The 22,141-nt window shown below is 73.2% G+C and carries 18 protein-coding genes and 1 pseudogene; 8 read left to right on the top strand and 11 right to left on the bottom strand.

The features are described from left to right. Positions 1 to 190: 190 nt before the first annotated feature. On the top strand, positions 191 to 1,060 hold the full coding sequence (locus O7608_RS20175) for a hypothetical protein (RefSeq protein ID WP_289206090.1): 870 nt from the start codon (positions 191 to 193) through the stop codon (positions 1,058 to 1,060). Here the strand turns inward: O7608_RS20175 and O7608_RS20180 are convergent. The 4 genes from O7608_RS20180 to O7608_RS20195 are packed head-to-tail and all read right to left on the bottom strand — an operon-like array spanning position 1,038 to position 5,155. Continuing rightward, on the bottom strand, positions 1,038 to 2,336 hold the full coding sequence (locus O7608_RS20180; RefSeq protein ID WP_289210955.1) for an adenylosuccinate synthetase: 1,299 nt from the start codon (positions 2,334 to 2,336) through the stop codon (positions 1,038 to 1,040). The two genes, O7608_RS20175 and O7608_RS20180, sit on opposite strands and share 23 nt — an antisense overlap. A 5-nt stretch (positions 2,337 to 2,341) precedes the next feature. Further along, a complete protein-coding gene (locus O7608_RS20185; RefSeq protein WP_289206091.1) occupies positions 2,342 to 3,310 on the bottom strand; it encodes a hypothetical protein in 969 nt (322 codons plus the stop codon). A gap of 28 nt (positions 3,311 to 3,338) precedes the next feature. Next, positions 3,339 to 4,349 carry a serine/threonine protein kinase gene (locus O7608_RS20190; protein ID WP_289206092.1) on the bottom strand — a complete coding sequence of 337 codons (1,011 nt, stop codon included), beginning with the start codon at positions 4,347 to 4,349 and terminating at the stop codon, positions 3,339 to 3,341. Further along, complete coding sequence (locus O7608_RS20195; RefSeq protein WP_289206093.1) at positions 4,346 to 5,155, bottom strand: NUDIX hydrolase; 810 nt, start codon at positions 5,153 to 5,155, stop codon at positions 4,346 to 4,348. The genes O7608_RS20190 and O7608_RS20195 overlap by 4 nt, the downstream gene beginning before the upstream one ends. 238 nt (positions 5,156 to 5,393) lie before the next feature. Between O7608_RS20195 and O7608_RS20200 the strand changes: the two genes are divergently transcribed. From O7608_RS20200 to O7608_RS20215, 4 genes are all read left to right on the top strand, one after another. Further along, positions 5,394 to 7,160: an ABC transporter ATP-binding protein gene (locus O7608_RS20200; RefSeq protein ID WP_289206094.1), complete on the top strand. Its 1,767-nt coding sequence runs from the start codon at positions 5,394 to 5,396 to the stop codon at positions 7,158 to 7,160. Further along, positions 7,157 to 8,992 (top strand): ABC transporter ATP-binding protein, encoded by a 1,836-nt coding sequence (locus tag O7608_RS20205; RefSeq protein ID WP_289206095.1) that lies wholly within the window; start codon positions 7,157 to 7,159, stop codon positions 8,990 to 8,992. The genes O7608_RS20200 and O7608_RS20205 overlap by 4 nt, the downstream gene beginning before the upstream one ends. 60 nt (positions 8,993 to 9,052) lie before the next feature. After that, entirely contained in the window at positions 9,053 to 10,477 is a 1,425-nt protein-coding gene (locus tag O7608_RS20210; protein WP_421361580.1) for a cellulase family glycosylhydrolase, read from the top strand. Positions 10,478 to 10,597: 120 nt separating this feature from the next. Continuing rightward, the gene (locus O7608_RS20215; protein ID WP_289206096.1) at positions 10,598 to 10,924 is read left to right on the top strand and encodes a hypothetical protein; all 327 of its coding nucleotides are present in this window, start codon (positions 10,598 to 10,600) and stop codon (positions 10,922 to 10,924) included. Positions 10,925 to 11,251: 327 nt separating this feature from the next. On the opposite strand, the pseudogene O7608_RS20220 reads toward O7608_RS20215, so the two are convergent. Next, positions 11,252 to 11,413 (bottom strand): annotated as a pseudogene (locus O7608_RS20220) (helix-turn-helix domain-containing protein); the annotation flags it as partial. Positions 11,414 to 11,686: 273 nt separating this feature from the next. Here O7608_RS20220 and O7608_RS20225 point away from each other — a divergent pair. From O7608_RS20225 to O7608_RS20235, 3 genes are all read left to right on the top strand, one after another. Then, positions 11,687 to 11,872, top strand: coding sequence for an AfsR/SARP family transcriptional regulator (locus tag O7608_RS20225; protein WP_289206097.1), 186 nt, complete (start codon positions 11,687 to 11,689; stop codon positions 11,870 to 11,872). 151 nt (positions 11,873 to 12,023) lie between these two features. Next, positions 12,024 to 13,226 (top strand): TfuA-like protein, encoded by a 1,203-nt coding sequence (locus O7608_RS20230; RefSeq protein WP_289206098.1) that lies wholly within the window; start codon positions 12,024 to 12,026, stop codon positions 13,224 to 13,226. After that, positions 13,207 to 14,115 carry a metallophosphoesterase family protein gene (locus O7608_RS20235; RefSeq protein WP_289206099.1) on the top strand — a complete coding sequence of 303 codons (909 nt, stop codon included), beginning with the start codon at positions 13,207 to 13,209 and terminating at the stop codon, positions 14,113 to 14,115. Before O7608_RS20230 ends, O7608_RS20235 begins: the two co-directional genes overlap by 20 nt. 15 nt (positions 14,116 to 14,130) lie before the next feature. On the opposite strand, the gene meaB is transcribed toward O7608_RS20235, so the two are convergent. The 6 genes from meaB to O7608_RS20265 form a co-directional block, all read right to left on the bottom strand. Then, complete coding sequence (gene meaB / locus O7608_RS20240; protein ID WP_289206100.1) at positions 14,131 to 15,207, bottom strand: methylmalonyl Co-A mutase-associated GTPase MeaB; 1,077 nt, start codon at positions 15,205 to 15,207, stop codon at positions 14,131 to 14,133. Further along, positions 15,204 to 17,315, bottom strand: a complete 2,112-nt coding sequence (gene scpA / locus O7608_RS20245; RefSeq protein ID WP_502959224.1) for a methylmalonyl-CoA mutase — start codon at positions 17,313 to 17,315, stop codon at positions 15,204 to 15,206. Before scpA ends, meaB begins: the two co-directional genes overlap by 4 nt. Positions 17,316 to 17,407: 92 nt before the next feature. Beyond that, complete coding sequence (locus O7608_RS20250) at positions 17,408 to 19,300, bottom strand: methylmalonyl-CoA mutase family protein (protein WP_289206102.1); 1,893 nt, start codon at positions 19,298 to 19,300, stop codon at positions 17,408 to 17,410. A gap of 112 nt (positions 19,301 to 19,412) precedes the next feature. Continuing rightward, positions 19,413 to 20,030 (bottom strand): DUF6518 family protein, encoded by a 618-nt coding sequence (locus O7608_RS20255; RefSeq protein ID WP_289206103.1) that lies wholly within the window; start codon positions 20,028 to 20,030, stop codon positions 19,413 to 19,415. A 70-nt stretch (positions 20,031 to 20,100) separates the two neighbouring features. Further along, positions 20,101 to 20,952 (bottom strand): oxygenase MpaB family protein, encoded by an 852-nt coding sequence (locus O7608_RS20260; protein WP_289206104.1) that lies wholly within the window; start codon positions 20,950 to 20,952, stop codon positions 20,101 to 20,103. Then, positions 20,952 to 22,136 carry an MAB_1171c family putative transporter gene (locus O7608_RS20265; RefSeq protein WP_289206105.1) on the bottom strand — a complete coding sequence of 395 codons (1,185 nt, stop codon included), beginning with the start codon at positions 22,134 to 22,136 and terminating at the stop codon, positions 20,952 to 20,954. The genes O7608_RS20260 and O7608_RS20265 overlap by 1 nt, the downstream gene beginning before the upstream one ends. Between the last annotated feature and the right edge of the window lie 5 nt (positions 22,137 to 22,141).

Genomic DNA, 22,141 nt, shown 5'->3' on the forward strand with positions numbered 1-22,141 from the left:
GAGAGTCGACATGGCAGGCAGCAGTAGGAGATCGTCAGGTCAGGTGCACGGCCGGCACGGTCAGGTGACAGCCTGGTTCCGGATGGCAGGTGTGGCGGTCGTGATCGCCGCCCTCGTCGTCACCATTGTCGGCGGGCCACCGGCGCGTGCCGCCGCGGCGCAGTCCACGGATGCGTACATCAAGACCTGGGTGTACGCCCGCGACACCGGACTGCCGATGAAGGGCGTCTGCTTCTTCGCCGTTCCCGCGCGCGGCACCTTCAACTTGCAGGAGCTCTGCAGTTCGTCGACCGGGCTGGGGCTGGTCAGGGTACAGGTGTCGGTGCCGGGCTCGTACAACCTTTTTGCACGTGCGCCTGGCTACAGCGGATACGGGTCGCAGTGGGTGGGGCCGTCCGGCGGCACCGGGACGCAACAGTCGGCTCGGCAGATCACCGTGTCGGTGCCGGGTGAGACCAAGACGGCGCCGACGATCTTCATCGACCGAAGCGGATCGATTCGGGGGAAGCTCCCGGCTCCGGATCCGGCCCTGCCTCCGGGACAGCGTGGCACTGTCGGGATCGCCGCCCTGGAGCCCGAGTATCGGCTGCCGCCCATGTCCAGCCCGATCTACTACGACGGCAGCTTCAACATCAACTGGCTCGGCCCGTACGAGTGGCCGCTGCTGTTCCGGATCCCTGGACATGCAGACCAGTGGAGCGGGGGTGGCGGCAACCGGCTGCGGGCTGATCTGATCCAGGCCACCGTACCAAGCGGTTCGCCTATCGACTTCACTGTCAAGCGCGGTGTGTCCGCCATCGTGAATTTTCCTGACCCGCCGGCGGGCTCGGACAACCGGGTGGTGCTGCGCAACGTGGCCACCGGCGAATCCATGGGGGTCGGCTCGTTGGGCTCGGGCTCAAAGGTGCGGATCCGGGTCGTCCTCGGGCAGCAGGTCAAGATTCAGTGTCTCTGCGGCGGCACCACCAGTTGGCATGGCGGCACCGACTTCGACAGCGCGACGCCGGTAGTGATCACCGGCGGCGGGCCGACCGAGGTCACCTTCCTGCCGCCGCAGTGAGCCGGGCGACCTTGTCGGCGGCGGTCGGGCCGTGCGAGGTCAACCGCACCGGTACGCCGAGCGCGGCCTCGACCGCCGCCACCCAGGAGTCCGGGTCGGGCTCCGGGTCGGCGGCGTACCGGGGTCGGCTGGCCAGCAGCTTCGCGGTCAGCGCCGCCTGACGGTCCAGGTCACCGGGCGGACCGACCGGCAGCCGGTCGGTCCAGTCGTAGCTGTCGCACAGCCGCAGCCGGTGCGCGCCGACCAGGTCCAGGTGGGTCAGCGCGAGGGCGTCGACCCCGCCGGTGACGTCAAGGGCGTACCGGTGCGCGACGGCGTCGAAGTGGCCGAACCGGAACCGGCCCTGCCAGGTATTGGTGCCGTTGTGCCGCTCCGGCGGTCGCAGCGCCGGGTCCTCGGTGACCAGCGGGCCCGGCCCGTGCCGGGGGGTGAGGGTCCGCAGCACCCCGAGCCGGGTCGCCGTACCGGGCATGCCGGCCTCGGCCAGCAGTGTGTCCACGTTGCCGAACGTCGTGGTGCTCCACGTGGTGTACGGGTGGAAGCCGTGCCACTCGTCGAGCAGCACCCCCTGGGCGCCTTCGAAGACGACCGGGCCGGCGCGTAGCAGCCGGGTCGTCCACGACCGGTCGACGATCGCGACCCGCCGCGCGAAGGCGGTGAACGCGGTGACGGTGTCGGCCACCGGCGGGGCGTCCAACGGTCCCAGCTCGTCGGTGAGCCGCTCGCGCAGCAGCGTCAGGCGGTGCCGCAGCAGGTCCGGGTCGTGGCAGTCGGCGACCCGGGGGGCGGTGTCGGGGTGGGCGAGCGCGTACGACATGGTCTCGCCCACCCCCATCCCGCAGGAGCCGTGCCGGTCGGCCCCACGGGCGATCTCCCGGGCCTGGTTCGCGGCCCGGTGGTACGGGGTGGCCAGCAGCGCGTCACCGTCGACGGTCACCCGGTCCAGGGCGTCGGGTACGCCGAGCGCGGCCAGGTGCGTCGCCTCGCCGGCCAACGCCAGCGGGTCGACGACCACGAACCGGGACAGGTGGGTCGGCACGCCGTGGAAGGTGCCGGCGCCGAACTGGGCGAAGGTGTGCGACCGACCGTCGGGCAGGACGACGTTGTGCGCCGCCTGCCCGCCCCCGTTGAAGCGGATCACCGCTTCGACCGGTCGGGTCGCGCAGAGCCAGTCGACGACGGTGCCCTTGCCGGCGTCGCCGTAGCCGAGGTCGACCACGGCGACGTGCCGGCTGGCCGTCGCGTCCGCCCCGCCATCGCCAGGGCTGCTGGCCACCGGGTTCACAGCCGGGTCACCTGGTCGGTGCGGCCCGAGGCGGCCGGCAGGGTGCCGCGTACCGCCGGGGTGCGGTCGGTGCCGATGCGGGCCAACGCCCGCGACACGGTGGTGGCGGCGTCGCCGGCGCCGACGTCGCGCAGGTCGGCCAGGGCGGTGTCGAGGTCGCAGGCCTCCTCGCCGAGCGCCACGGTGGTGGCTATGGCCTCGCAGACGGCGTCGAGGTCGTCGAGTTCGAGCGCGTTCTGCCCGAGCAGGTCGCGCCAGAAGTCGAGGATGCGGCGGTTGCCGGCGTAGTGGCTGCCGGCCGGCATCAGGTAGTAGGTGTCCCACTTGCGGCGCACCTCGTCGACGATGGCGCGCAGCCCGACGTCCTCGCCGAGGCGGTCGCCGATGACGGTGCGGACCTCGCGGGCCTTGACCTTGGGGTAGGCCATCTCGTCGCCGATGATGAACAGGTAGCCGCGCTTGCCGCGCCGCTCGTGGCAGTCGATGGCGGTGTGCCGGGCCATGAAGTACATCGCCAGTTCGTAGGATTCCATCATCTGCCCGCCGCCACCGCCTTCGAGCACGATGTTGCCCAGGTGGTCGTCCATCCGGTTGTCCGACTCGAACTGGCTGACCTGCAGGGGCACCCGGTCGCAGGTGGCGTCGCCGATGGCGCCGAAGAGGATCTGTGGGTCGGTGACGTAGCCCTTGCGCAGCAGCAGGCCGAGCAGCTGTGGCAGCTTCTGCTGCAGGGTGCGGGGCACGCCGCCCATCGAGCCGGTGACGTCGAACAGCACGGCGATGGCCAGCGACTGCGGGTGTTCGGTCGAGTCGCGGCTCTCCCGGGCGGTGACGCCGCGCGGGTCGAGGGTCGGGTGGACGGTGCGGGCACCGCTGTCGCTGTACGCGAAGGCGCTCTTGCCGCTGGCCTTGCGGTAGGCGCTCGCGGCGCGGTAGACGTCGGTCGACCAGGCTCCACTGCCCATGACGGGCCTCCTTCGGGGTGGGTGTTTTCTAACGGTGGTTCGGGTCGGGCATCGTGAACGGGCGGAACCGGCGGGGGCCCCAGAGCCGTTCGATCAGGTCGTCGAACTCGGCCAGCAGCCGCCACGCGTCGTCGGGCCGTTGCCGCAGTGCGGGCAACTGGCACCCGTCGGTGAATCGGCGTACCGGATCCGGTGCGCGCTCGCCGGTCAGCCAGGCCAGGCACCGGGCGGCCATCGCCAGGTCGGTGCCGGGGCCGGGGGTGCGGCGGCGGCGGATCTCGTCGGGGTACCAGTCGGCGTACGCCGGCACCAGCGCCGGTACGGGTGAGCCGTCGACGCTGGCGTAGCACCAGTCGACGAGGACGACGCCGTGCTGTTGCGGTTCGATGAGGACATGTCCGGGCAGGACCGCGCCGTGCACCAGGCCGGCGCGGTGGGCGAAGCCGAGCCCGACGAGCAGCCGGCGGAACATCCAGGCGGCGTCGCGGGCGTCCACCCCGTCGGAGTGGGCGCGGCGGACCTCGGCGAGGCTGTACAGCCCGGTCGGGGAGCCGAGCACGCTCACCTGACGCAGCGCGCCGGTGCCGGTGTCGCGGTGCCGGAAGGCGTCGACCAGCCGGGGCACGTACGGCAGGTAGCGGGGGTCGCCGCGGTCGGCGAGCCGGGCCAGCGCGGTCTGTTCGCGGGCGATCAGGTCGTTGTTGGCGGGGTCGCGGGGGACCTTCACCAGTTGGTCGTCGCCGTGGCGGTACAGGTCGGCCAGGTCGCCGACGTAGGTGGCGGCGCGGTCGACGACGTACCGGTGCCGGCCGGTGTCGATGGTGACGGTGTCGCGTCCGGCGTGGCGGTGTCGCTGCCACAGCTCGGCGAGCCGGACGAAGGCGTCGGTCGCCCGTGGGTCGGTGGCGTCGGGACCGGCGGTGTCGGGGTGCAGCAGCCGGGCCAGTTGGTGGTAGCGGCGGGTCGCGTCGTCGGTGCCGAACACCTCGGCCGGGCCGGGGGCGGTCATGACGAGGTGGATCGCTTCGGTGACGGTCATCTGATCTGCTCCTCCCGGGTCGGGCGTAGCAGGGCAGGGTGCAGCAGCCGGGCGTCGCCGGCCCGGTAGAGGCGGGCCCGGGGTCCGCCGCGTGGCCCGCCGCGTTCGGTGGTGGCCCCGACGCTGTCGAGGAAACCCGGCACCGACAAGACCTTGCGGTGGAAGTTGCCGGCGTGCAGCTCGACGCCCCACACCGTCTGGTAGACGGCGCGTAGCTCGCTGATGGTGAACTCGTCGGCGACGAAGCGGGTCGCCAGCGGGGTGTACTCGAGCTTGGCGCGGGCCCGGTCGAGGCCGTCGGCGAGGATCCGGGCGTGGTCGAAGGCGAGTCGTCGGGTGGTGCCGGGTCGTTGCCGTACCGGTTGGCCCGGCTCGACGTCGTCGGGTAGGCCGAGAGCGGCCACCGGCACCCAGGCGGCGGTGGCGGCGTCGCTGCCGGCCGCCGGGTCGGGCAGCTCGGGGGCGAAGGCGAGGTACGCCACCGAGACGATCCGCATCCGGGGGTCCCGGTCGGGTGTGCCGTAGCTGGCCAGCTGCTCCAGGTGCACCCGGTCCATGGCGGCGGCGCGGGTGTCCAGGCCGGTCTCCTCGGCCAGTTCGCGGGCGGCGGCGGTGGGCAGGTCCTCGTCGGGCTGGACGAACCCGCCGGGCAGCGCCCAGGCCCCTTCGTACGGTGGTGCGCCGCGCACCACGAGCAGGACGTGCAGCTGTCCGTCGCGGATGGTCAGCGCCACCACGTCGACGGTGACCGCGAGCGGTGCGTACGCCCGGGGGTCGTAGCTGGCGAGGAACTCCGTCTCCGACATCGTCGTCCTTCTCGTTGCTGGATGTTCTCGAACTTAGTATTTCTCTGACTGAGTAAAACTCGATCTGAGAAGAACTTACCGCAGTCTGCTCCGGATGTCATCCCGACAGTGGCGCTCGTCATGTCCGGCGACAGGGATCGTGGATGGGCTCGGCTGTCGACTTAGGTTAGCCTCTGCTCACACAAGCCAGGAGTCGTGTGCCACCCGCACCGGCCGACGTCCCGTCGGGGGAGAGCCCGTGCCCGTACGCCCACCCGCCCCCCTGACCACGGCCCGGCTGCTGCGCCGGACCCTGCGTCGGCACCGTGGCCGGCTCGCCGGTGGGGTCGCCCTGCTCAGCCTGCACCAGGCTGCCGAAGCGGCGGTGCCGCTGGCCATCGGGCTGATCGTCGAACAGGCCGTGGCCACCGGCGAGCTGAGCGCACTCGTCTGGTCGGTGGTCGGCCTGGCCGCCCTGTTCACCGTCCTCACCTTCGCCTGGCGCTTCGGTGCCCGACTGACCGAGGCCGCGATCCACTCCGAGACCCACCAGCTGCGGGTGGAGGTCGCCGCACGGGCACTCGACCCGCGTGGGCACCGCAGCGGCCTGCGCTCCGGTGAACTGCTCGCCATCGCCGCCGCCGACGCCGAACGCACAGCCCTGATCATCCGGGCCAGCACCGTCGCCGTCGCCGCGCTCGCCGCCCTGGCCGTGGCCTCGGTGGTACTGCTCACCATCGACGTCGCCCTCGGTCTCGGCGTCCTGCTCGGCGTACCGGCGCTGGTCACCGCGTTGCAGGCACTCGCCCCGGTGGTCACCCGGCGCACCGCCGACCAGCAGGCCGCCGCCGGGGCCACCACCGCGCTCGCCACCGACCTGGTCACCGGGCTGCGCGCCCTGCGCGGGCTCGGCGCCGTGGACAACGCCGCCCGCCGCTACCGCGACTCCAGCCGGCACACCCTCGCGGTCACCCTGCGGGCCACCACCATGAGCGGCGTCTACCAGGGCATCACCGCCGGGGCCAGCGGGCTGTTCCTCGCCGCTGTCGCGGGCGTGGCGGGGTGGATGGCGATCCGCGGGCGGATCAGCATCGGAGAGTTCATCACCGTGGTCGGACTGGCCCAGTTCGTCGCCGAACCGGTCCGCGCCCTCGGCTTCTGCGGTCAGCTCGCCGCCGCCGTGTGGGCCTCCGCCGGGCGGGTCGCCCGGGTGCTGACCGCGTCGCCCGCCGTCGTGCCAGGACAGCGGACGCCCGCCCGCCCGGCGCGGGTGCGGCTGGCCCTTGCCGGCGTCAGCTACCGCAGCCTGCGCGACGTGGACCTGCGGTTGCACGCCGGCGAGCTGCTCGCTGTCGTGGCCCACGAGCCACGCGACGCCGAAGCACTACTCGACCTGCTGCGCGGCCGAGTGCCCGCCGACGACCACCGGGGAACGGTGACCGTCGACGCGGTGCCGGTGTCCGACCTGAGCATCGACGCCCTGCGCACGCAGGTCCTGGTGGAGCCGCACGACACGGCGCTGTTCGAGGGAACGCTGCGCAGCAACCTGCTGGTCCACTCCGCCGGGCCGGGCCCCGCCGCCGTGCCGGCCGACGCCGCCGACCCGAGGCTGGCCGCCGCGATCACCGCCGCCTGCGCCGACGACATCGTCGGGCTGCACCCCGGTGGGCTGGACCACCCGGTCACCGATCGCGGTGCCAGCCTCTCCGGCGGCCAGCGCCAGCGGATCGGGCTGGCCCGGGCACTGGTCGCCGACCCGCCGATCCTGGTCCTGCACGACCCCACCACCGCGGTCGACGCGGCCACCGAGCAGCGCCTGGCCGCCGGACTGCGCGCGGCGCGCCACGGCCCCGACCGGCCCGACGACCCGGCCGCCCCCGCCACGCTGGTGGTGACCAGCAGCCCGACGCTGCTCGCCCAGGCCGACCGGGTGCTCGTCCTGGCCGCCGGCCAGGTGGTCGGCTCGGGCAGCCACCAGGATCTGGCGCGCACCGACGAGTCCTACCGGGCGGCGGTGCTGCGATGAGCGCGACCAGCCCCGAGCAGACCGCCGACGGTGCGCCGCAGGCGTCGCCGACGACACCGTCGGCGCTGCCGACCGCGACCGTACGGCGGACCTGGGCGGTGCTCGGCACCGAACTGCGGCGCAGCCCCGCCCTGACCGGCGCGGCGCTGCTGACCGTCCTGGCAGCCAGCGCCTGCGGCCTGGTCGCCCCCTGGGTGCTCGGCGCGATGGTCGACGACATCCGGTCCGCCGCCGGCACATCGGCGGTGATCCGGGCGGTCGTGCTGATCGTGTCCGCCGCCGCCGTCGGCGCTGTCCTGACCGGGTGCGGCGCGGCCCTGGTGGCCCGGACCGGCGAGACGGTGCTCGCCCGGCTGCGCGAACGGGTGCTCGACCGGGCCCTGCACCTGCCCGGCGGCACCCTGGACCGGATCGGCCCCGGCGACCTGCTGGCCCGGGTCGGCGACGACGTGTCCGTGGTCACCCGGGTCATCACCGACACCGCACCGGTGCTGGTCTCCGCGCTGCTGACGGTGCTGCTCACCGTCGCCGGCCTGTTCGCCCTGGACTGGCGCCTGGGGCTGGCCGGGCTGACCGCCCTGCCGATGTACCTGCTGGCGCTGCGCTGGTACCTGCCCCGGTCCGGGCCCTACTACGCCCGGGAACGGGTGGTCACCGGCGAACGGTCGCAGGCGATGATCGGGGCGTTGCGCGGGGCGGCCACCGTGCGTGCGTACCGGCTGGAGGCCGTGCACACGGCGGCGATCGCGCACCGGTCGGCCGCCGCGCGGGACCTGTCGATTTCGGTGCTGCGGATGTTCACCCGTTTCGGGTCCCGGCTCAACCGGGCCGAGTGGGTCGGGTTGACCTCGGTCCTCGTGGTCGGGTTCCTCCTGGTGCGAGCCGACCTGGTGACGGTCGGCGCGACCACCGCGGCGGCGCTGTACTTCCACCGCCTGTTCAACCCGCTCGGGGCACTGGTCGCCGAGTTCGACCAGGTGCAGCAGGCCGGGGCCAGCCTGGCCCGGCTCGCCGGGGTGGCCGACCTGCCGCCGCCGTCGCGCCCGACCGCGCCTGCCGTCGTGGCCGACACCTCGATCGAGCTGGCGGGGGTCAGCTACCGCTACGACGACGGTCCGCTGGTGCTGCACGACGTGTCGCTGCGGATCGCACCCGGCGAGCGGGTGGCGCTGGTCGGTGCCAGCGGGGCAGGCAAGACCACCCTGGCCGCCATCGTCGCCGGTCAGCTGCGCCCCAGCGCCGGCACCATCGTGTTCGGTGGGGTGGACCTGGCCGACGCCGGGGCAGCCGACCTCGCCGGCCGGATCGCCCTGGTCAGTCAGGACGTGCACGTGTTCGCCGGTCCGTTGACCGAGGATCTGCGGTTGGCCCGTGCCGACGCCACCGCCGAGCAGATCACCGCCGCGTTGGACCGGGTCGGGGCGTCGGGCTGGGTGCGGGCGCTGCCGGACGGGCCGGACAGCGTCGTCGGCGAGGGCGGCCATCAGCCGACCGCCGCCCAGGCCCAGCAGCTCGCGCTCGCCCGGCTGGTGCTCGCCGACCCGGACGTGGCGATCCTCGACGAGGCGACCGCCGAGGCCGGCAGCGCCGGCGCCCGGGACCTGGAACGGGCGGCGTTCGCCGCGACCGAGGGCCGGACCACCCTGATCGTGGCGCACCGGCTCACCCAGGCCCGCCACGCGGACCGCATCGTGGTGCTCGACGCCGGCCGGGTGGTGGCCGACGGCAGCCACGACGAACTGGTCGCGGTCGACGGCAACTACCGCCGGCTGTGGGACAGCTGGACCGGCGCGGACCAGGCGCCGGTTGACCGTACTGCAAATCTTGTTTAGTGTCACACGTCGATATGTTCTGCCCGTTCGCCGAGGGAGACCGCCGTGCGTCGTTGGAGAATCGGGTTGGCCGCGGCCGCCGCAGCGGCAGTTGCCGTCGGGGCGGTCGCTGTGCTCGCCCCGTCGGCGAGCGCGGCGACCGCGGCGTTCGTGAAGGTCAACGACTGGGGCAGCGGCTACGAGGGCCGGTTCACCGTCACCAACGACACCTCCGCGACGATCTCCTCCTGGCGGGTCAGCTTCGACCTGCCGGCCGGCAGCCGGATCAGCTCGTCGTGGAACGCACAGCTGAGCACCGCCGGGAACCGGTACACCTTCGACAACGCCGGGTGGAACGGCACGGTCGCCGCCGGGGCGAGCACCAGCTTCGGATTCATCGTCGCCGGTAGCGGCACCCCGGCGAACTGCACCGTCAACGGTGCCGCGTGCGCCGGCGGCACCACCCCGACGACCCCACCGCCGACGACGGCACCCCCGACCACCGCGCCCCCGCCGACCACGGCCCCGCCGACGACCGCACCGCCCACCACGGCCCCGCCGACCGGGACCACGCCGGTCGCCATCAACGGTCAGCTGCGGGTCTGCGGCGTCAACCTGTGCAACCGGTACGGCCACCCGATCCAACTGCGCGGGATGAGCACCCACGGACTGCAGTGGTACGCCCAGTGCGTCAACGACGCGTCACTGGACGCTCTGGCCACCGACTGGCGCGCTGACGTGCTGCGCATCTCGATGTACATCCAGGAGGACGGCTACGAGACCGACCCGCGCGGCTTCACCGACCGGGTGCACGACCTGATCGAGAAGGCCTCCGCGCGAGGCATGTACGCCATCGTCGACTGGCACATGCTCACCCCCGGTGACCCGAACTACAACCTCGACCGGGCGAAGACCTTCTTCGCCGAGATCGCCCGTCGGCACGCGGCCAGGCCCAACGTGCTCTACGAGATCGCCAACGAACCCAACGGGGTCAGCTGGGCGTCGATCAAGAGCTACGCCGAGCAGGTCATCCCGGTGATCCGGGCGGCCGACCCGGACGGCATCGTGCTGGTCGGCACCCGTGGCTGGTCGTCGCTGGGCGTCTCCGAGGGCGGCAACGAGGCGGAGGTGGTCAACAACCCGGTGAACGCGGCCAACGTCATGTACACCTTCCACTTCTACGCCGGCTCGCACTTCGACACGTACCGCGCCGCGCTGTCGCGGGCGGCCGACCGGGTGCCGATGTTCGTCACCGAGTTCGGCACCCAGACCTACACCGGCGACGGCGCCAACGACCTGGTCAGCGCGCAACAGTGGATCGACCTGCTGGCGGCGCGCAAGATCAGCTGGGTGAACTGGAACTACTCCGACGACTTCCGCTCCGGCGCGGTGTTCCGTACCGGGGTCTGCGGCGGCAACTCCTACACCGGCACCGCCGTGCTCAAGGAGGCCGGCGTGTGGATCCGCGACCGGATCCGTACCCCGGACGACTTCCCCACCCACTGACCAGGCGTCACGGGCCGCTCTCCACCGTGCGGCCCGTACACACGCCGTACCGGTCGCCACACCGGTCGGATCCTCCGGCATCTCGATACGCACCTCGGCCAGCACACAGTCGCGGGCGCTGTGCAGCAGGTTGCCGAAGACCCCGGTCCCGGCGTAGTCGGCGGTGAAGGTGGCGGTGGCACCGTCGGCCGGCCGCCGCACGTCGACGTGGATCGCGGTGCCGTACGGGATCCGCTCGACGGCGTACGGCAGGAAACGGGGCCAGCTGACCCCGCACCGGGGCGCGTACCGCAGTTCGAGGACGCCGAGCGCCTGCCGACCGAGGTTGACCTCGACGGTGTCGACCGAGAGCACCTGGGGGTCGTCGGCGCAGCCGCTGTCCATCGGGTCGGCACCGTCGGCGACCGCGACGCGCGACGGCGGTGTCGCGGGGTCCGGGTCCGGTGACGTCGGGGGACGAGCGTCGGCGATCGCGTGGATCAACCCGGCGAGCGCGGTCACCGTAGCGGCCGTGGTGGCCGCGAGCCAGGTGACTGTCCGCCGCCGCCACCGGCCCTCGACCGTCGTGGCGGCCGGCACCGGCCCGGCCGCTGTCACTGGTCCGGCCGCTGTCACTGGTCCGGCGGCTGTCACTGCGGGAACGCCCCCATCGGGAGTGTCCGCAGCCATGACGGTGGCGGTGCCGTCGGAGTCCGTGGCCGATGCCGGGGTGCCGACGGCGGCGGCGACCTGCTCCCACCGGACCCGCCAGACCTCGAGGTCACCGTCGCAACCGGCGACGAAGGCCGCCACCGTCTCCCAGGTCGGGAACCGACGGCCGCCGGCGGCCTCGGACAGCGCGGTCTGGGACCGGCCGGTCCGCCGCGCGAGTGCGGCGTACTTCGGCCGGCCAGCGGATTCGCGAAGCGCGCGCAGTTCGGCGGCGAAGGCCTGCACCGGTCCCGCCTCGCCGTCGATCCGCCGTTCAGGTCGCCCCAACGTGGACTCCTTGTGCGCTCGGTTGATTGTCCACGTTGATTCTTGCCGCAGTACCGGTGTGGGACAACTACCGGCTCGGTAGAAACGGGACCGTGCCCGCCGTGTCGCGGCATCCGGTCGGTGGAGCGGGCCGGGAGAGGGAGATCGAGTTCGCAGGGAGCGTTGTCGTGGGACTTATGGTCCTTTGTCGGAGACTGCTCGTTTGTCCGCCAGGGTGCAGTGGGAGGTCGGATGAGAGTGGACGTACCGGGTTGGGTCACCGTGCGGTCGGACGATGGTGCCCAGATCGAACAGACCGGGGAGAAGCCGCGGTTGTTGCTGGCGCTGCCGGCCTGCCGGGCCAATCAGAAAACCTGTATCGAAACGGTGATCGACGCGCTGTGGGGGATATCGCCCGCCGAAGTCATGTATACCTAATATTCAAACATATGTGTGTCGTATCCGGCGGGCCCTCGATGCCGCGAGTCCCGGTGCCGGCGGACGCCTGTCGTATCAGTCCGGGGGATACGGTCTCGAGCTTGATCCCGCCGAGTGCGACATTCAGGAGATACAGACGCTGGTCTGCGGTGTGTCCGGACCGTACGGTGCCGCCGGGCGGACCCCGCCGCTGGGGGTGCTCCAGCGGGCCTGTGGCCGCTGGCGGGGCAGACCGTTCTCGGCGGTCGCGGTCGGCCGTTCGTCGCTGGTCGCCGGCGAGCTGCACCGCTGTGAAAAGCTCTACCTCCAGGTCAGCGAGGAGTACGCGGCGACCGCGCTGCGCCACGGCCGGCCCGGTGACGCCGTGCCGGTGCTGCGTCGGCTGACCGCCGAGTTCCCGATCTGGAAACGGCTGTACGCGGTGGCGATCCGGTGTCTCGTCGGTGCGGGTGACACCGCCGCCGCGCTCGGGCTCTACCACCAGACCCGTACGGTGCTCGCCCGGGAGCCTGATCAGCATCGCCGTCACCACCGGGCCGGCCAGCAACGGCGACCCTGCGGCCGAGCTGGACCGGCGGCTGATCGTCGGCGCGACCGGCCTGTCCCTGATCACCACCTGCTGGGCCCGCTGCGGCGTACTGCCGTTGGACCGGCGCAACCAGACACTGGACCGCGTCGGCAGCGGGCTGGTGGAAGACCCTCGAGGGTGGAGCGTGTTCGATGGCCGCTGCGACTGACGACCTTCACGACAGCGCACTCGGCCGGCTCCGGCACGAAGTACGGTCCGTGCTCGACGACCTCGGTGGTGTCCACGACGGCGTCGCTGACGCCGACACCGTTCCTGCGGGCCGTGGACGCCGGGGTGCGGCTCTACGGCGCGTCCAGGATGGGGGCGTTGCGGGCGGCCGAGTGCCACCCGTGGGGGATGGTCGGCGTCGGCCGGGTCTTCGAGGCGTTCCGGACCGGCGTGGTCGACGCCGACGACGAGGTGGCGATGGTCTACGACGACCGGGACCGGCCGCTGTCGGAGCCGCTGATCGGGATGCGGCTGGCGCTCGCAGACGGGGCCGCAGCCGGTCTGGTCGATCCCGGGCACGCGCAGGTCTTTCTCGACGCCGCGCGGCGGGTCTACTTCCCGCACCGTACGGTGCGTTCCGTCCTGCGGGCCGTGGGCGCCACCCTCGACGCCGCCGACCGGGCCCGGCTTGCCGAGTTCCCCACCGGCCGGGACCGGGACGTCAAGCGCGCCGACGCGTACGCGTTGCTGCGCAGGATCCGGGACGATTGGTACCCGGCCCTACCGCTGGCGGGCACGGTAGCGCATGATCGGACGGATGGGGGCGAGCGGAACTGACGGTGGCGCGCCACAGCCGGTACGGACGCCACCGGGGCCGGGTGACGGCGCGGCGGCACCGACCCTGTGGGCGATCAGCGACCTGCACATCTCCTACCAGGAGAACCGGCAGCTCGTCGCCGACCTGGCGGCACCCTCACCCGACGACTGGCTGATCGTCGCCGGTGACGTCGCCGAGACGATCGTCGCCACCGGCTGGGCGCTCGGCACCCTGCGGCAGCGTTTCGCCCAGGTGATCTGGTCGCCCGGCAACCACGAGCTGTGGACCACCGCGCGGGAGCCGTCCGGACCACGCGGCGTGGAACGCTACCAACAGCTGGTCGAACTGTGCCGGGCGTTGGACGTACGCACTCCGGAGGATCCGTACCTGCAGTGGACCGGAGCGGGCGGGCCGGCGGTGGTCGCGCCGCTGTTCACCCTCTACGACTACAGCTTCCTACCGGCCGGCACCAGCACCAAGGAGCAGGGGCTGGCGTACGCCTACGGCACCGGCATCGTCTGCACCGACGAGTCCATGCTGCACCCGGACCCGTTCCCCAGCCGGGAGCAGTGGTGCTGGCAGCGGCTCGACTACACCGCGCAACGGCTGTCCGAGGTGGATCCGCACCTGCCGACGGTGCTGGTCAACCACTATCCGCTGGTCCGCGACCCGATGAACGTACTGCGCTATCCGGAGTTCGCGATGTGGTGCGGCACCGAGCGGACCGCCGACTGGCACGTCCGGTTCCGGGCGTCGGTGATGGTCTACGGCCACCTGCACATCCCACGGACCACCTGGTACGACGGGGTGCGCTTCGAGGAGGTCTCGGTCGGCTACCCCCGGGAGTGGCGGCAGCGTCCGGGCCCGCCGGCCCAGCTGCGTCGCATCCTGCCGCACCCGGCCCGCTGAGGCGTACCGGCCGGGTCAGGTCGGTGGTGCTGGCTGACGGGAGGTCGGTGGTGCCGGGTCGGCACCGAACGCCGCCAGCAGCCGCGCGGCGGCCTGCGCGGGGGTGAGCTCGCCGGCGAGCACCCGGGCCTCGACGTCCGGGGTCAGCGCGGTCACCGCCGGATGCCGGTGGAGCCGGTCGAGCAGCCCGTCGTGCACCATCGCCCAGACCCACCGTAGCTGCTGCCGCTGCCGGTCGCGGTCCAGGTCGCCGCTGGCCCGGCGGCGGTCCTGGTGGGCGAGCACCTGCTGCCAGACCTCGGCCAGCCCGGTGCCGTCGCGGCCGCTGGCGGTCGACACCGGCACCGTCCAGGCGTCCTGGTCGGTACGCAGCATCCGTAGCGCCCCGGCCAGCTCCCGCGCGGCGGCCCGCGCCTCGACGGCGTGCGCGCCGTCGGCCTTGTTGACCACGACGATGTCGGCGAGCTCCAGCACCCCCTTCTTGATGCCCTGCAGCTGGTCGCCGGTGCGGGCCAGGGTGAGCAGCAGGAACGTGTCGACCATGTCGGCCACCGTGGTCTCGGACTGTCCGACGCCGACGGTCTCGACCAGCACCACGTCGTACCCGCCGGCCTCGACCACCACCATGGCCTCCCGGGTGGCGCGGGCCACCCCACCGAGGGTGCCGGCCGTCGGCGACGGGCGCACGAACGCCGCCGGATCGCCCGCCAGCCGGGCCATCCGGGTCTTGTCACCGAGGATGCTGCCGCCGCTGCGGGCCGACGACGGGTCGACCGCCAGGACCGCGACCCGGTGCCCGTCGTCGGTGAGCTGGGTGCCGAGCGCGTCGATGAAGGTCGACTTGCCGACGCCGGGGACACCGGTCACCCCGACCCGGCGGGCCTGCCCGGCGTAGGGGGACAGCGCGACCAGCATCCGCTGGGCGTGTTCGCGGTGGTCCGGGCGGGTCGACTCGACCAGGGTGATCGCCCGGGCCAGCCAGGCCGGGATGCCGGCGCGGACCCCGGCGACGTAGTCGTCGACCGGCGGCAGCCGTCGAGGTGGTCTGCCGGTGCCGGTCGCCGGTCTCGGGCCGGGGTTGGCCGCGGTCATCCGGCGTCGTCGTCGCCGTGGCCGAGCCGGGCGGACAGGTCGGTGAGCAGATCGACGGCGGCCTCGGCCAGCACCGTACCCGGTGGGAAGATCGCGGCGGCGCCGGCGGCCCGCAGCGCGTCGAAGTCCTGTGGCGGGACCACCCCACCCACGATGATCATGATGTCGTCGCGGCCGAGGGCGGCGAGCTCGTCGCGTAACGCCGGGACCAGGGTGAGGTGCCCGGCGGCGAGCGAGTTGACCCCGACCAGGTGCACGTCGGCCTCGACGGCCTGGCGGGCGACCTCCGGCGGGGTCTGGAACAACGGACCCACGTCGACGTCGAATCCGAGGTCGGCGAAGGCGGTGGCCACCACCTTCTGCCCCCGGTCGTGCCCGTCCTGGCCCATCTTGGCCACCAGGATCCGGGGGCGGCGCCCCTCCGCCTCGGCGAACGCGTCGGCGGCGGCCCGGGCCCGCTCGATCCCCGCCACCGCTCCCGCCTCCTGCCGGTACACCCCGCTGATCGTACGGATCTGCGCGGCGTGCCGACCGTAGACCTCCTCCAACGCCATCGAGATCTCCCCGACGGTGGCCCGCGCCCGCGCCGCCTCGACCGCCAACGCCAGCAGGTTGCCCGACAGGTCGTCCGGGCGGGCCGTCGGGGCGGCCGCCGCCGCCCGGGTCAGCGCCGCCAACGCGGCGACGCAGGCCGGCTCGTCGCGTTCGGACCGTAGCCGCCGCAGCTTCACCAGCTGCGCCGCGCGTACCGCCGTGTTGTCGACCTTGAGCACGTCGACCGGTTCGTCGGCGTCGGGCCGGAACCGGTTGACCCCGATGACCGGCTGGCGTCCGGAGTCGATCCGCGCCTGGGTCCGGGCGGCAGCCTCCTCGATGCGCAGCTTGGGCAGCCCGTCGTCGATCGCCCGGGCCATCCCGCCAGCGGACTCCACCTCCCGGATGTGCGTCCAGGCCCGGTGGGCCAGGTCGTGGGTGAGGCGTTCGACGTAGTGACTGCCGCCCCACGGGTCGATCACGTCGGTGGTGCCCGACTCCTGGGCGAGCAGCAGTTGGGTGTTGCGGGCGATCCGGGCGGAGAAGTCGGTCGGCAACGCGAGCGCCTCGTCGAGCGCGTTGGTGTGCAGCGACTGGGTGTGGCCCTGGGTGGCGGCCATCGCCTCCACGCAGGTGCGGACCACGTTGGTGTAGACGTCCTGGGCGGTCAGCGACCAGCCGGAGGTCTGGCAGTGGGTGCGCAGCGACAGCGACTTCGGGTTGCGGGCACCGGCGTCGCGGACCAGCCGGGCCCAGAGCAGCCGGGCCGCGCGCAGCTTGGCGACCTCCATGAAGAAGTTCATCCCGATCGCCCAGAAGAACGACAGCCGGGGCGCGAAGGTGTCCACGTCGAGCCCGGCGGCCTGCCCGGCGCGCAGGTACTCCACCCCGTCGGCGAGGGTGTACGCCAGTTCGAGGTCCGCCGTCGCCCCGGCCTCCTGGATGTGGTAGCCGGAGATCGAGATGGAGTTGAACTTCGGCATCCGCGCCGAGGTGTAGGCGAAGATGTCGGAGATGATCCGCATCGACGGCCCGGGCGGGTAGATGTAGGTGTTGCGGACCATGAACTCCTTGAGAATGTCGTTCTGGATGGTCCCGGTCAGCTGGTGCGGCTCGACGCCCTGCTCCTGCGCGGCGACGATGTAGAGGGCCAGCACCGGCAGCACCGCGCCGTTCATCGTCATCGACACGCTCATCTTCTCCAGCGGGATGCCGTCGAAGAGCTGGCGCATGTCGTAGATGGAGTCCACGGCCACGCCGGCCATTCCGACGTCGCCGGCCACCCGGGGGTGATCGGAGTCGTACCCCCGGTGGGTGGCCAGGTCGAACGCGATGGACAGGCCCTTCTGCCCGGCGGCCAGGTTGCGCCGGTAGAACGCGTTGGACTCCTCGGCGGTGGAGAAGCCGGCGTACTGGCGGATGGTCCACGGCTGGGTGGTGTACATCGTCGGGTACGGTCCGCGCAGGTACGGCGCCTGCCCGGGGACCGTGTCGAGGAAGTCCAGCCCGGCGGTGTCGGCGTCGGTGTACAGCGGCGCGACGGTGATGCCCTCCGGCGTGTGCCAGCCCGGCAGCCCGGCCGTCGGCGGGTCTGCGGCCCCTCGGCCGGTCGGGTCGGCCGTCGACCCGTCAGTCGGGTACAGCGGGGCCTGTCGGAAATCCGGGATCACCGGGGCACCCCCAGAGCGTCGAGCGTGGCGTCGAGCACCGCCAGGGCGTCGCAGCCGGCGTACAGGTAGCCGTCGAAGCGGCCGTCGGCGTCCGGCGCACCGGCCAGCAGGACCCGGCGGGCGCCGGCGGCGACCAGCGCGTCGGCCACCGGCCGTGCGGCGGTGGCGTAGGCGTCGTCGGTGCCGGCGAGGCAGACCACGGCGGTGGGTGCGGTCCTGAGCGCGGCGGCGAGCACCGCCGGGTCGTCGGCCGGGTCACCGACCCGTCTGGTGGCGACGCCGCCGGCGGCGAACAGGTTGGCCGCGAACCCGGCGCGGGCACCGTGCGCGGCCAGCGGCCCGAGCGTGGCGAGCAAGACCGTCGGGCGGGAGCCGGTGGCCTCGGCATACGCGTCGGCGCGGTCCCGGCGGGCCTCGAAACCCTCGGCGAGATAGCGGCGGGGCAGCCCGCCGCCGGGCACCGGCCCGGCCGGGGGCCGGGCGGGCCGCCGCTCGGTGAGGTCGGCGAACTCGCTGACCCCGGTGACCGGGCGACGCCGGTGGGCGATGTCCTCGGCGCGGCGCTGCCACACCGCGTCGATCCGGTCGGCGACGAGCCCACTGGTCAGGGCGGCCACCGCGCCGCCGGCCCGTTCGATCTCGGTGAACCAGTCCCAGGCGGCGCTGGCGAGGTCCGCGGTGAGCCGCTCGACGTACCAGGAGCCGCCGACCGGGTCGAGCACCCGACCGAGGTGCGCCTCGGCGAGCAGCACCGACTGGGTGTTGCGGGCGATCCGGCGGGCGAACCCGTCGGGCAGCCCGAGGCGGGCGTCGAACGGTGCCACGGTGACGGCGTCCGCGCCGCCGACCCCGGCGGCGAAGCAGGCGACCGTGGTCCGCAGCATGTTCACCCAGGGGTCGCGGGCGGTCATCATCGTCGACGAGGTGACCGCGTGCTGGCGCTGTCCGCCCACCTCGGACACCCCGCACAGCTGCGCGATCCGGGCCCAGCACTGCCGGGCCGCCCGCAGCTTGGCGATGGTGGCGAACTGGTCGGCGCTCGCCGCGTACCGGAACTCCAGCTGGTCGAAGGCGTCGCGTGGGCCCAGCCCGGCGTCGGTGAGCGCCCGCAGGTAGGCCAGCCCGGTGGCCAGCGCGGCACCGATCTCCTGGGCGTCGCTGCCGCCGGCGTCGTGGTAGACGGTGGCGTCCACGACGACGCCGCGCAGCCGCTGCGCCGGTGCCGCGTATTCGGCGAGCTCCCGTACCACGGACAGGTCGGCCGGCTGCCCGGTGCGGGCCAGCCAGCCGATCGGGTCCGCCCCGAGGTTGCCGGCCAGCGCGTGCGGCCCGACGCCCTGCGCGGTGGCGAGCGCCAGGTACGCCCGGGCGGCGTCGACGGCGTCGGCACCGGCGTCGAGGATCACCGGGGCCAGGTCCAGCAGGACGCCGTCGAGCGCGTCGGCGAGCTGGGTCGGCCGTAGTCCGCTGGCGGCCAGGTCGATCCAGAGCGAGGTGGTGCCGTTGGCGAGGTCGGCCAGGGCCGCCTGCCGGACCGCGGCGGGATCCGGTTCGGTGTAGCGCTGGCGGACGTCCCAACCGGCGACGGTCTCGGCCGGGTCGGTGCCACCGGCACCTCCGCCGTCGCGGCGGGCCGCCGCGCCCCGGACGAACGGCGCCGATCCGGGTACGCCGACGGCCGGCGCGGTCGTCGGGCGGGTGTACAGCGGTCGGCGGGGGATGTCGTCGTACGTGGTGGTGGTCAGCAGGTCGTCGACGGCGTCCGCAGGGGTGTCCGGACCGGCCGCCCCGGAGCGGCGCAGGACGGCGAGCGCGAGTCGCCGCCAGTCCTGCGGGGTGGCCGGCGGGAAGCCGGCGGCCAGGTCCAGACTCTCAGTGGGCACCGCCATGAACGAATGTTAAGGGCAGTGGGTGCGCCTGGCGTGGGCCGGAGCCGCACTGTGACGGCTTCCACCGGTCGGTGGACGACCGCGTGGTGTGCCTCGGAGGACCGTCGAGCGGTCAGCCGAAGCCGCCGAGCCGGAACGCGGCGAAGCCGAGAGCGGCCAGTGGCAGTGCCACCGCAAGGCCGCGCAGTCGGACGCTGGTGCGGCGTCCGGCGAGGAGTACGACGGCCACCGCGAGGGCGATGTTGATTATGAGGAGCCAGAGCGGGTCCCGGCCGTACCGTGGGTCGCCGATGTCGCGCGCGTGCAGCGCGGCCTCGGCCAGCAGCACCGCGCCGGGCAGGGCCACCCCGACGACCTGTCGCCACCCGTGCCCGCGTGCCCAGGTGCCGCCGATGCCGAAGACCACCCCGGCCAGCACTCCGAAGGCCATCCAGAGCAGCGCGGTCGGCGCCCACATGATGGCCAGGTCGTCGCCCTGGATGAGGGTCGCCGCCAGGTAGTAGCTCGGCACGGCGACGACCAGGGCGCCGGCCCCGCCGACCGCCGCGCGCAGCCAGCCGGTACGGACCCAGTAGCCGAAGCCGAAGGCGGCGACCGCCCAGACGGCGCTGGAGTTGCCCAGCTCCGCGAAGGGGTACGGCAGGGACGCGATCCACACGAAGTCGAGGAAGCCGAGCAGGAATCCGCCGACGACGGCGACGGCAGCGACCTGAGGGGTGTTCGGTTTCATGGCGAGCGAGCATACCGGGTATGTATCGACGGTCGGGTCTGCGGTGCCCGGATCCTGGGGATCTCCGCTGTCAGTGACCGGCTGGGCCGAGTTCGGCGATCTCGTAGCCGTCGGGATAGGTCGGGGTACGGATGACCCCGTCGGCGAAGATCGGCGTCCGGCGGGGCCGGGCCAGTCGACGCAGCAGCCCGGCCCGCAGCCGCAGCACCAGGTGCACTCCCGTCCGGACCGCCGCCGACGGGGCCGCCACGTCCGTCGCCGCCCGGAGCCGTTCGTCGTAGATCGCCGCGACCAGGGCGTCGCCGAACGGGGCGAGCGGCCGGGGCACCCGACCGCGCAGCAACGCCCGCGTCGCCCGTTCGATCGTCGCCGCGTCGGCGCTGTACCGCAGGTGCCGCCGGTCGTGCTCGTCGAACCAGTCGGCGAACTCCTGGTAGGAGCCGGGAATGTCGGTGATGCCCATCAGCCCGCCCAACTGACGGTAGTAATGGTAGGCGGCGGCCCGCTCGTGACAGCACGGCTGGCGCCATCCGTACCGCTGCAGCCAGCGGATCGGGACGACCACCAGGCAGCCGAGCACGTAGCGGTAGTCGTCGTCGGCGATGTCGTAGTGACGGTGGATCCGGTTGGTCCGGCGCACCGCCTCCCGTCCGCGCGGATGGTCGAAGCCGTGCAGCAGCATCTCGTACATCAGCAGACCGGTGTCGTCGATCCGCTTGCGGGTGTGCCGCAGCAGTTCACCCGTGCCCACATGCACGGCGGCGATCCGGGGCAGCGAGAACGACCGGTTGAACGCCAGGTTGAGCCCGAGCTTGCTGTCCCAGGGGAACTCGTGGCGCACCATCGTCTGGTAGATCTCGAGATAGTCCCGCCGTGGGTCGAGGGCGCGGATCCGCCGCAGGTTGGCATACCGGTCCCGCATCAGAGGTCCTTCAGCGCCTGGTCGATCATCGTGGATCTGGTGTACCACCGGGCGACCCGGGCGAGCCAGGCAACCTCGCCAAGGTATCCGTCCGGCGGGTCGTGCGGTTCGGAGAAGTCCGGGCGGTCCGCCAAGGTGCCGGCACGGGCCTGACGGGTGCCGGCGGCGATCATCGCCGCCTCCACCACGGCCGCCCGGTCGGCGGCGGCCAGGCCGGCCCGGGTGGCGCGCCGGTCGGCGGCGACGGCCACCCGCTCGTCGATGTACGGGCGCAGCGCCAACCGGCCGTCGCGGATCTCGGTGATCCGCCGGTGCAGCGCGTAGTCGATGTCGCGCAGCGCGACCCACCGTCGGTGGGCACGCTCGTCGAGCACGAGGTGCGGTTGCGCCCCGGCGACCGCGTGCCACAGCGGGCCCAACCGGTGCCAGGCGCGTTGCCGCCGCAGCCAGCGCCGGCCGGCGTCGAGGGCGGGACCCCAGGTCGGCAGGGTGAGCCCGATGAGCATCGCCAGGGCGCCGATGGTCACCAGGACGGCGGCGATCTCGGCCTCCCCGCCGGGGCGGTGGCCGAGCCGGTAGGCGAGCAGGTAGCCGGTCTTGACCGCACAGTAGGCCAGCGCCGTCGTCGCCCCGAACGCGGTGATCCGCAGTCCCCGCCGCAGCCACCGGCGTGGGGTGACCAGCGAGAACCGCCAGCAGAGGCGAGCCAGGTCGGCGGCGTACGCCACGAAGGCGCACAGGTAGACGACCAGGTACGCGGCGACCGCCGGATGCGCCGCGTCCTCGACGGTCAACCTGACCGGCGGGTCGGCCGACACCGTGGCCGACCAGAGCAGGGTGAGCAGGCAGAACGCGACGAGCGAGGCGATCACCCGGCGTCGGGCCCGGCGGGCGGCGACAGCGGGCGGCAGGGCGAGGAACAGCAGGAGGATCTCCGAGTTGGCAGCCACCGCCATGACCCCGGCGTGGGCGAGCAGCTTCGCCAGGTTCGGCAGCCCGGTGGTGCTGTCGACGGCGACGGCGACCGGGCCGACCGCGAAGGTGACGCCGGCGGCATAGGCGAGGAACGCGTACACCATCGCGCGGAGCACCCGGTTGTCCCGGTCGCGTCGCAGATCGCGCAGCTTGTAGCCGAAGGCGTACCAGCCGGCGGCGGCGCAGACGGCGTACAGGGCGGTGGCCATCGCCT

Origin of the sequence: Solwaraspora sp. WMMA2056, assembly GCF_030345095.1 — a bacterium.
In the GTDB taxonomy this organism is placed as follows: domain Bacteria; phylum Actinomycetota; class Actinomycetes; order Mycobacteriales; family Micromonosporaceae; genus Micromonospora_E.

Excerpts from the sequence above, each read along its gene's own strand:
- O7608_RS20185 (WP_289206091.1), bottom strand. The coding sequence starts at position 3,310 with ATGGGCAGTGGAGCCTGGTCGACCGACGTCTACCGCGCCGCGAGCGCC.
- O7608_RS20190 (WP_289206092.1), bottom strand. The coding sequence starts at position 4,349 with ATGACCGTCACCGAAGCGATCCACCTCGTCATGACCGCCCCCGGCCCG.
- O7608_RS20195 (WP_289206093.1), bottom strand. The coding sequence starts at position 5,155 with ATGTCGGAGACGGAGTTCCTCGCCAGCTACGACCCCCGGGCGTACGCA.
- O7608_RS20205 (WP_289206095.1), top strand. The coding sequence starts at position 7,157 with ATGAGCGCGACCAGCCCCGAGCAGACCGCCGACGGTGCGCCGCAGGCG.
- O7608_RS20225 (WP_289206097.1), top strand. The coding sequence starts at position 11,687 with ATGAGAGTGGACGTACCGGGTTGGGTCACCGTGCGGTCGGACGATGGT.
- O7608_RS20235 (WP_289206099.1), top strand. The coding sequence starts at position 13,207 with ATGGGGGCGAGCGGAACTGACGGTGGCGCGCCACAGCCGGTACGGACG.
- meaB (WP_289206100.1), bottom strand. The coding sequence starts at position 15,207 with ATGACCGCGGCCAACCCCGGCCCGAGACCGGCGACCGGCACCGGCAGA.
- O7608_RS20250 (WP_289206102.1), bottom strand. The coding sequence starts at position 19,300 with ATGGCGGTGCCCACTGAGAGTCTGGACCTGGCCGCCGGCTTCCCGCCG.
- O7608_RS20255 (WP_289206103.1), bottom strand. The coding sequence starts at position 20,030 with ATGAAACCGAACACCCCTCAGGTCGCTGCCGTCGCCGTCGTCGGCGGA.
- O7608_RS20260 (WP_289206104.1), bottom strand. The coding sequence starts at position 20,952 with ATGCGGGACCGGTATGCCAACCTGCGGCGGATCCGCGCCCTCGACCCA.
- O7608_RS20265 (WP_289206105.1), bottom strand. The coding sequence starts at position 22,136 with ATGGCCACCGCCCTGTACGCCGTCTGCGCCGCCGCCGGCTGGTACGCC.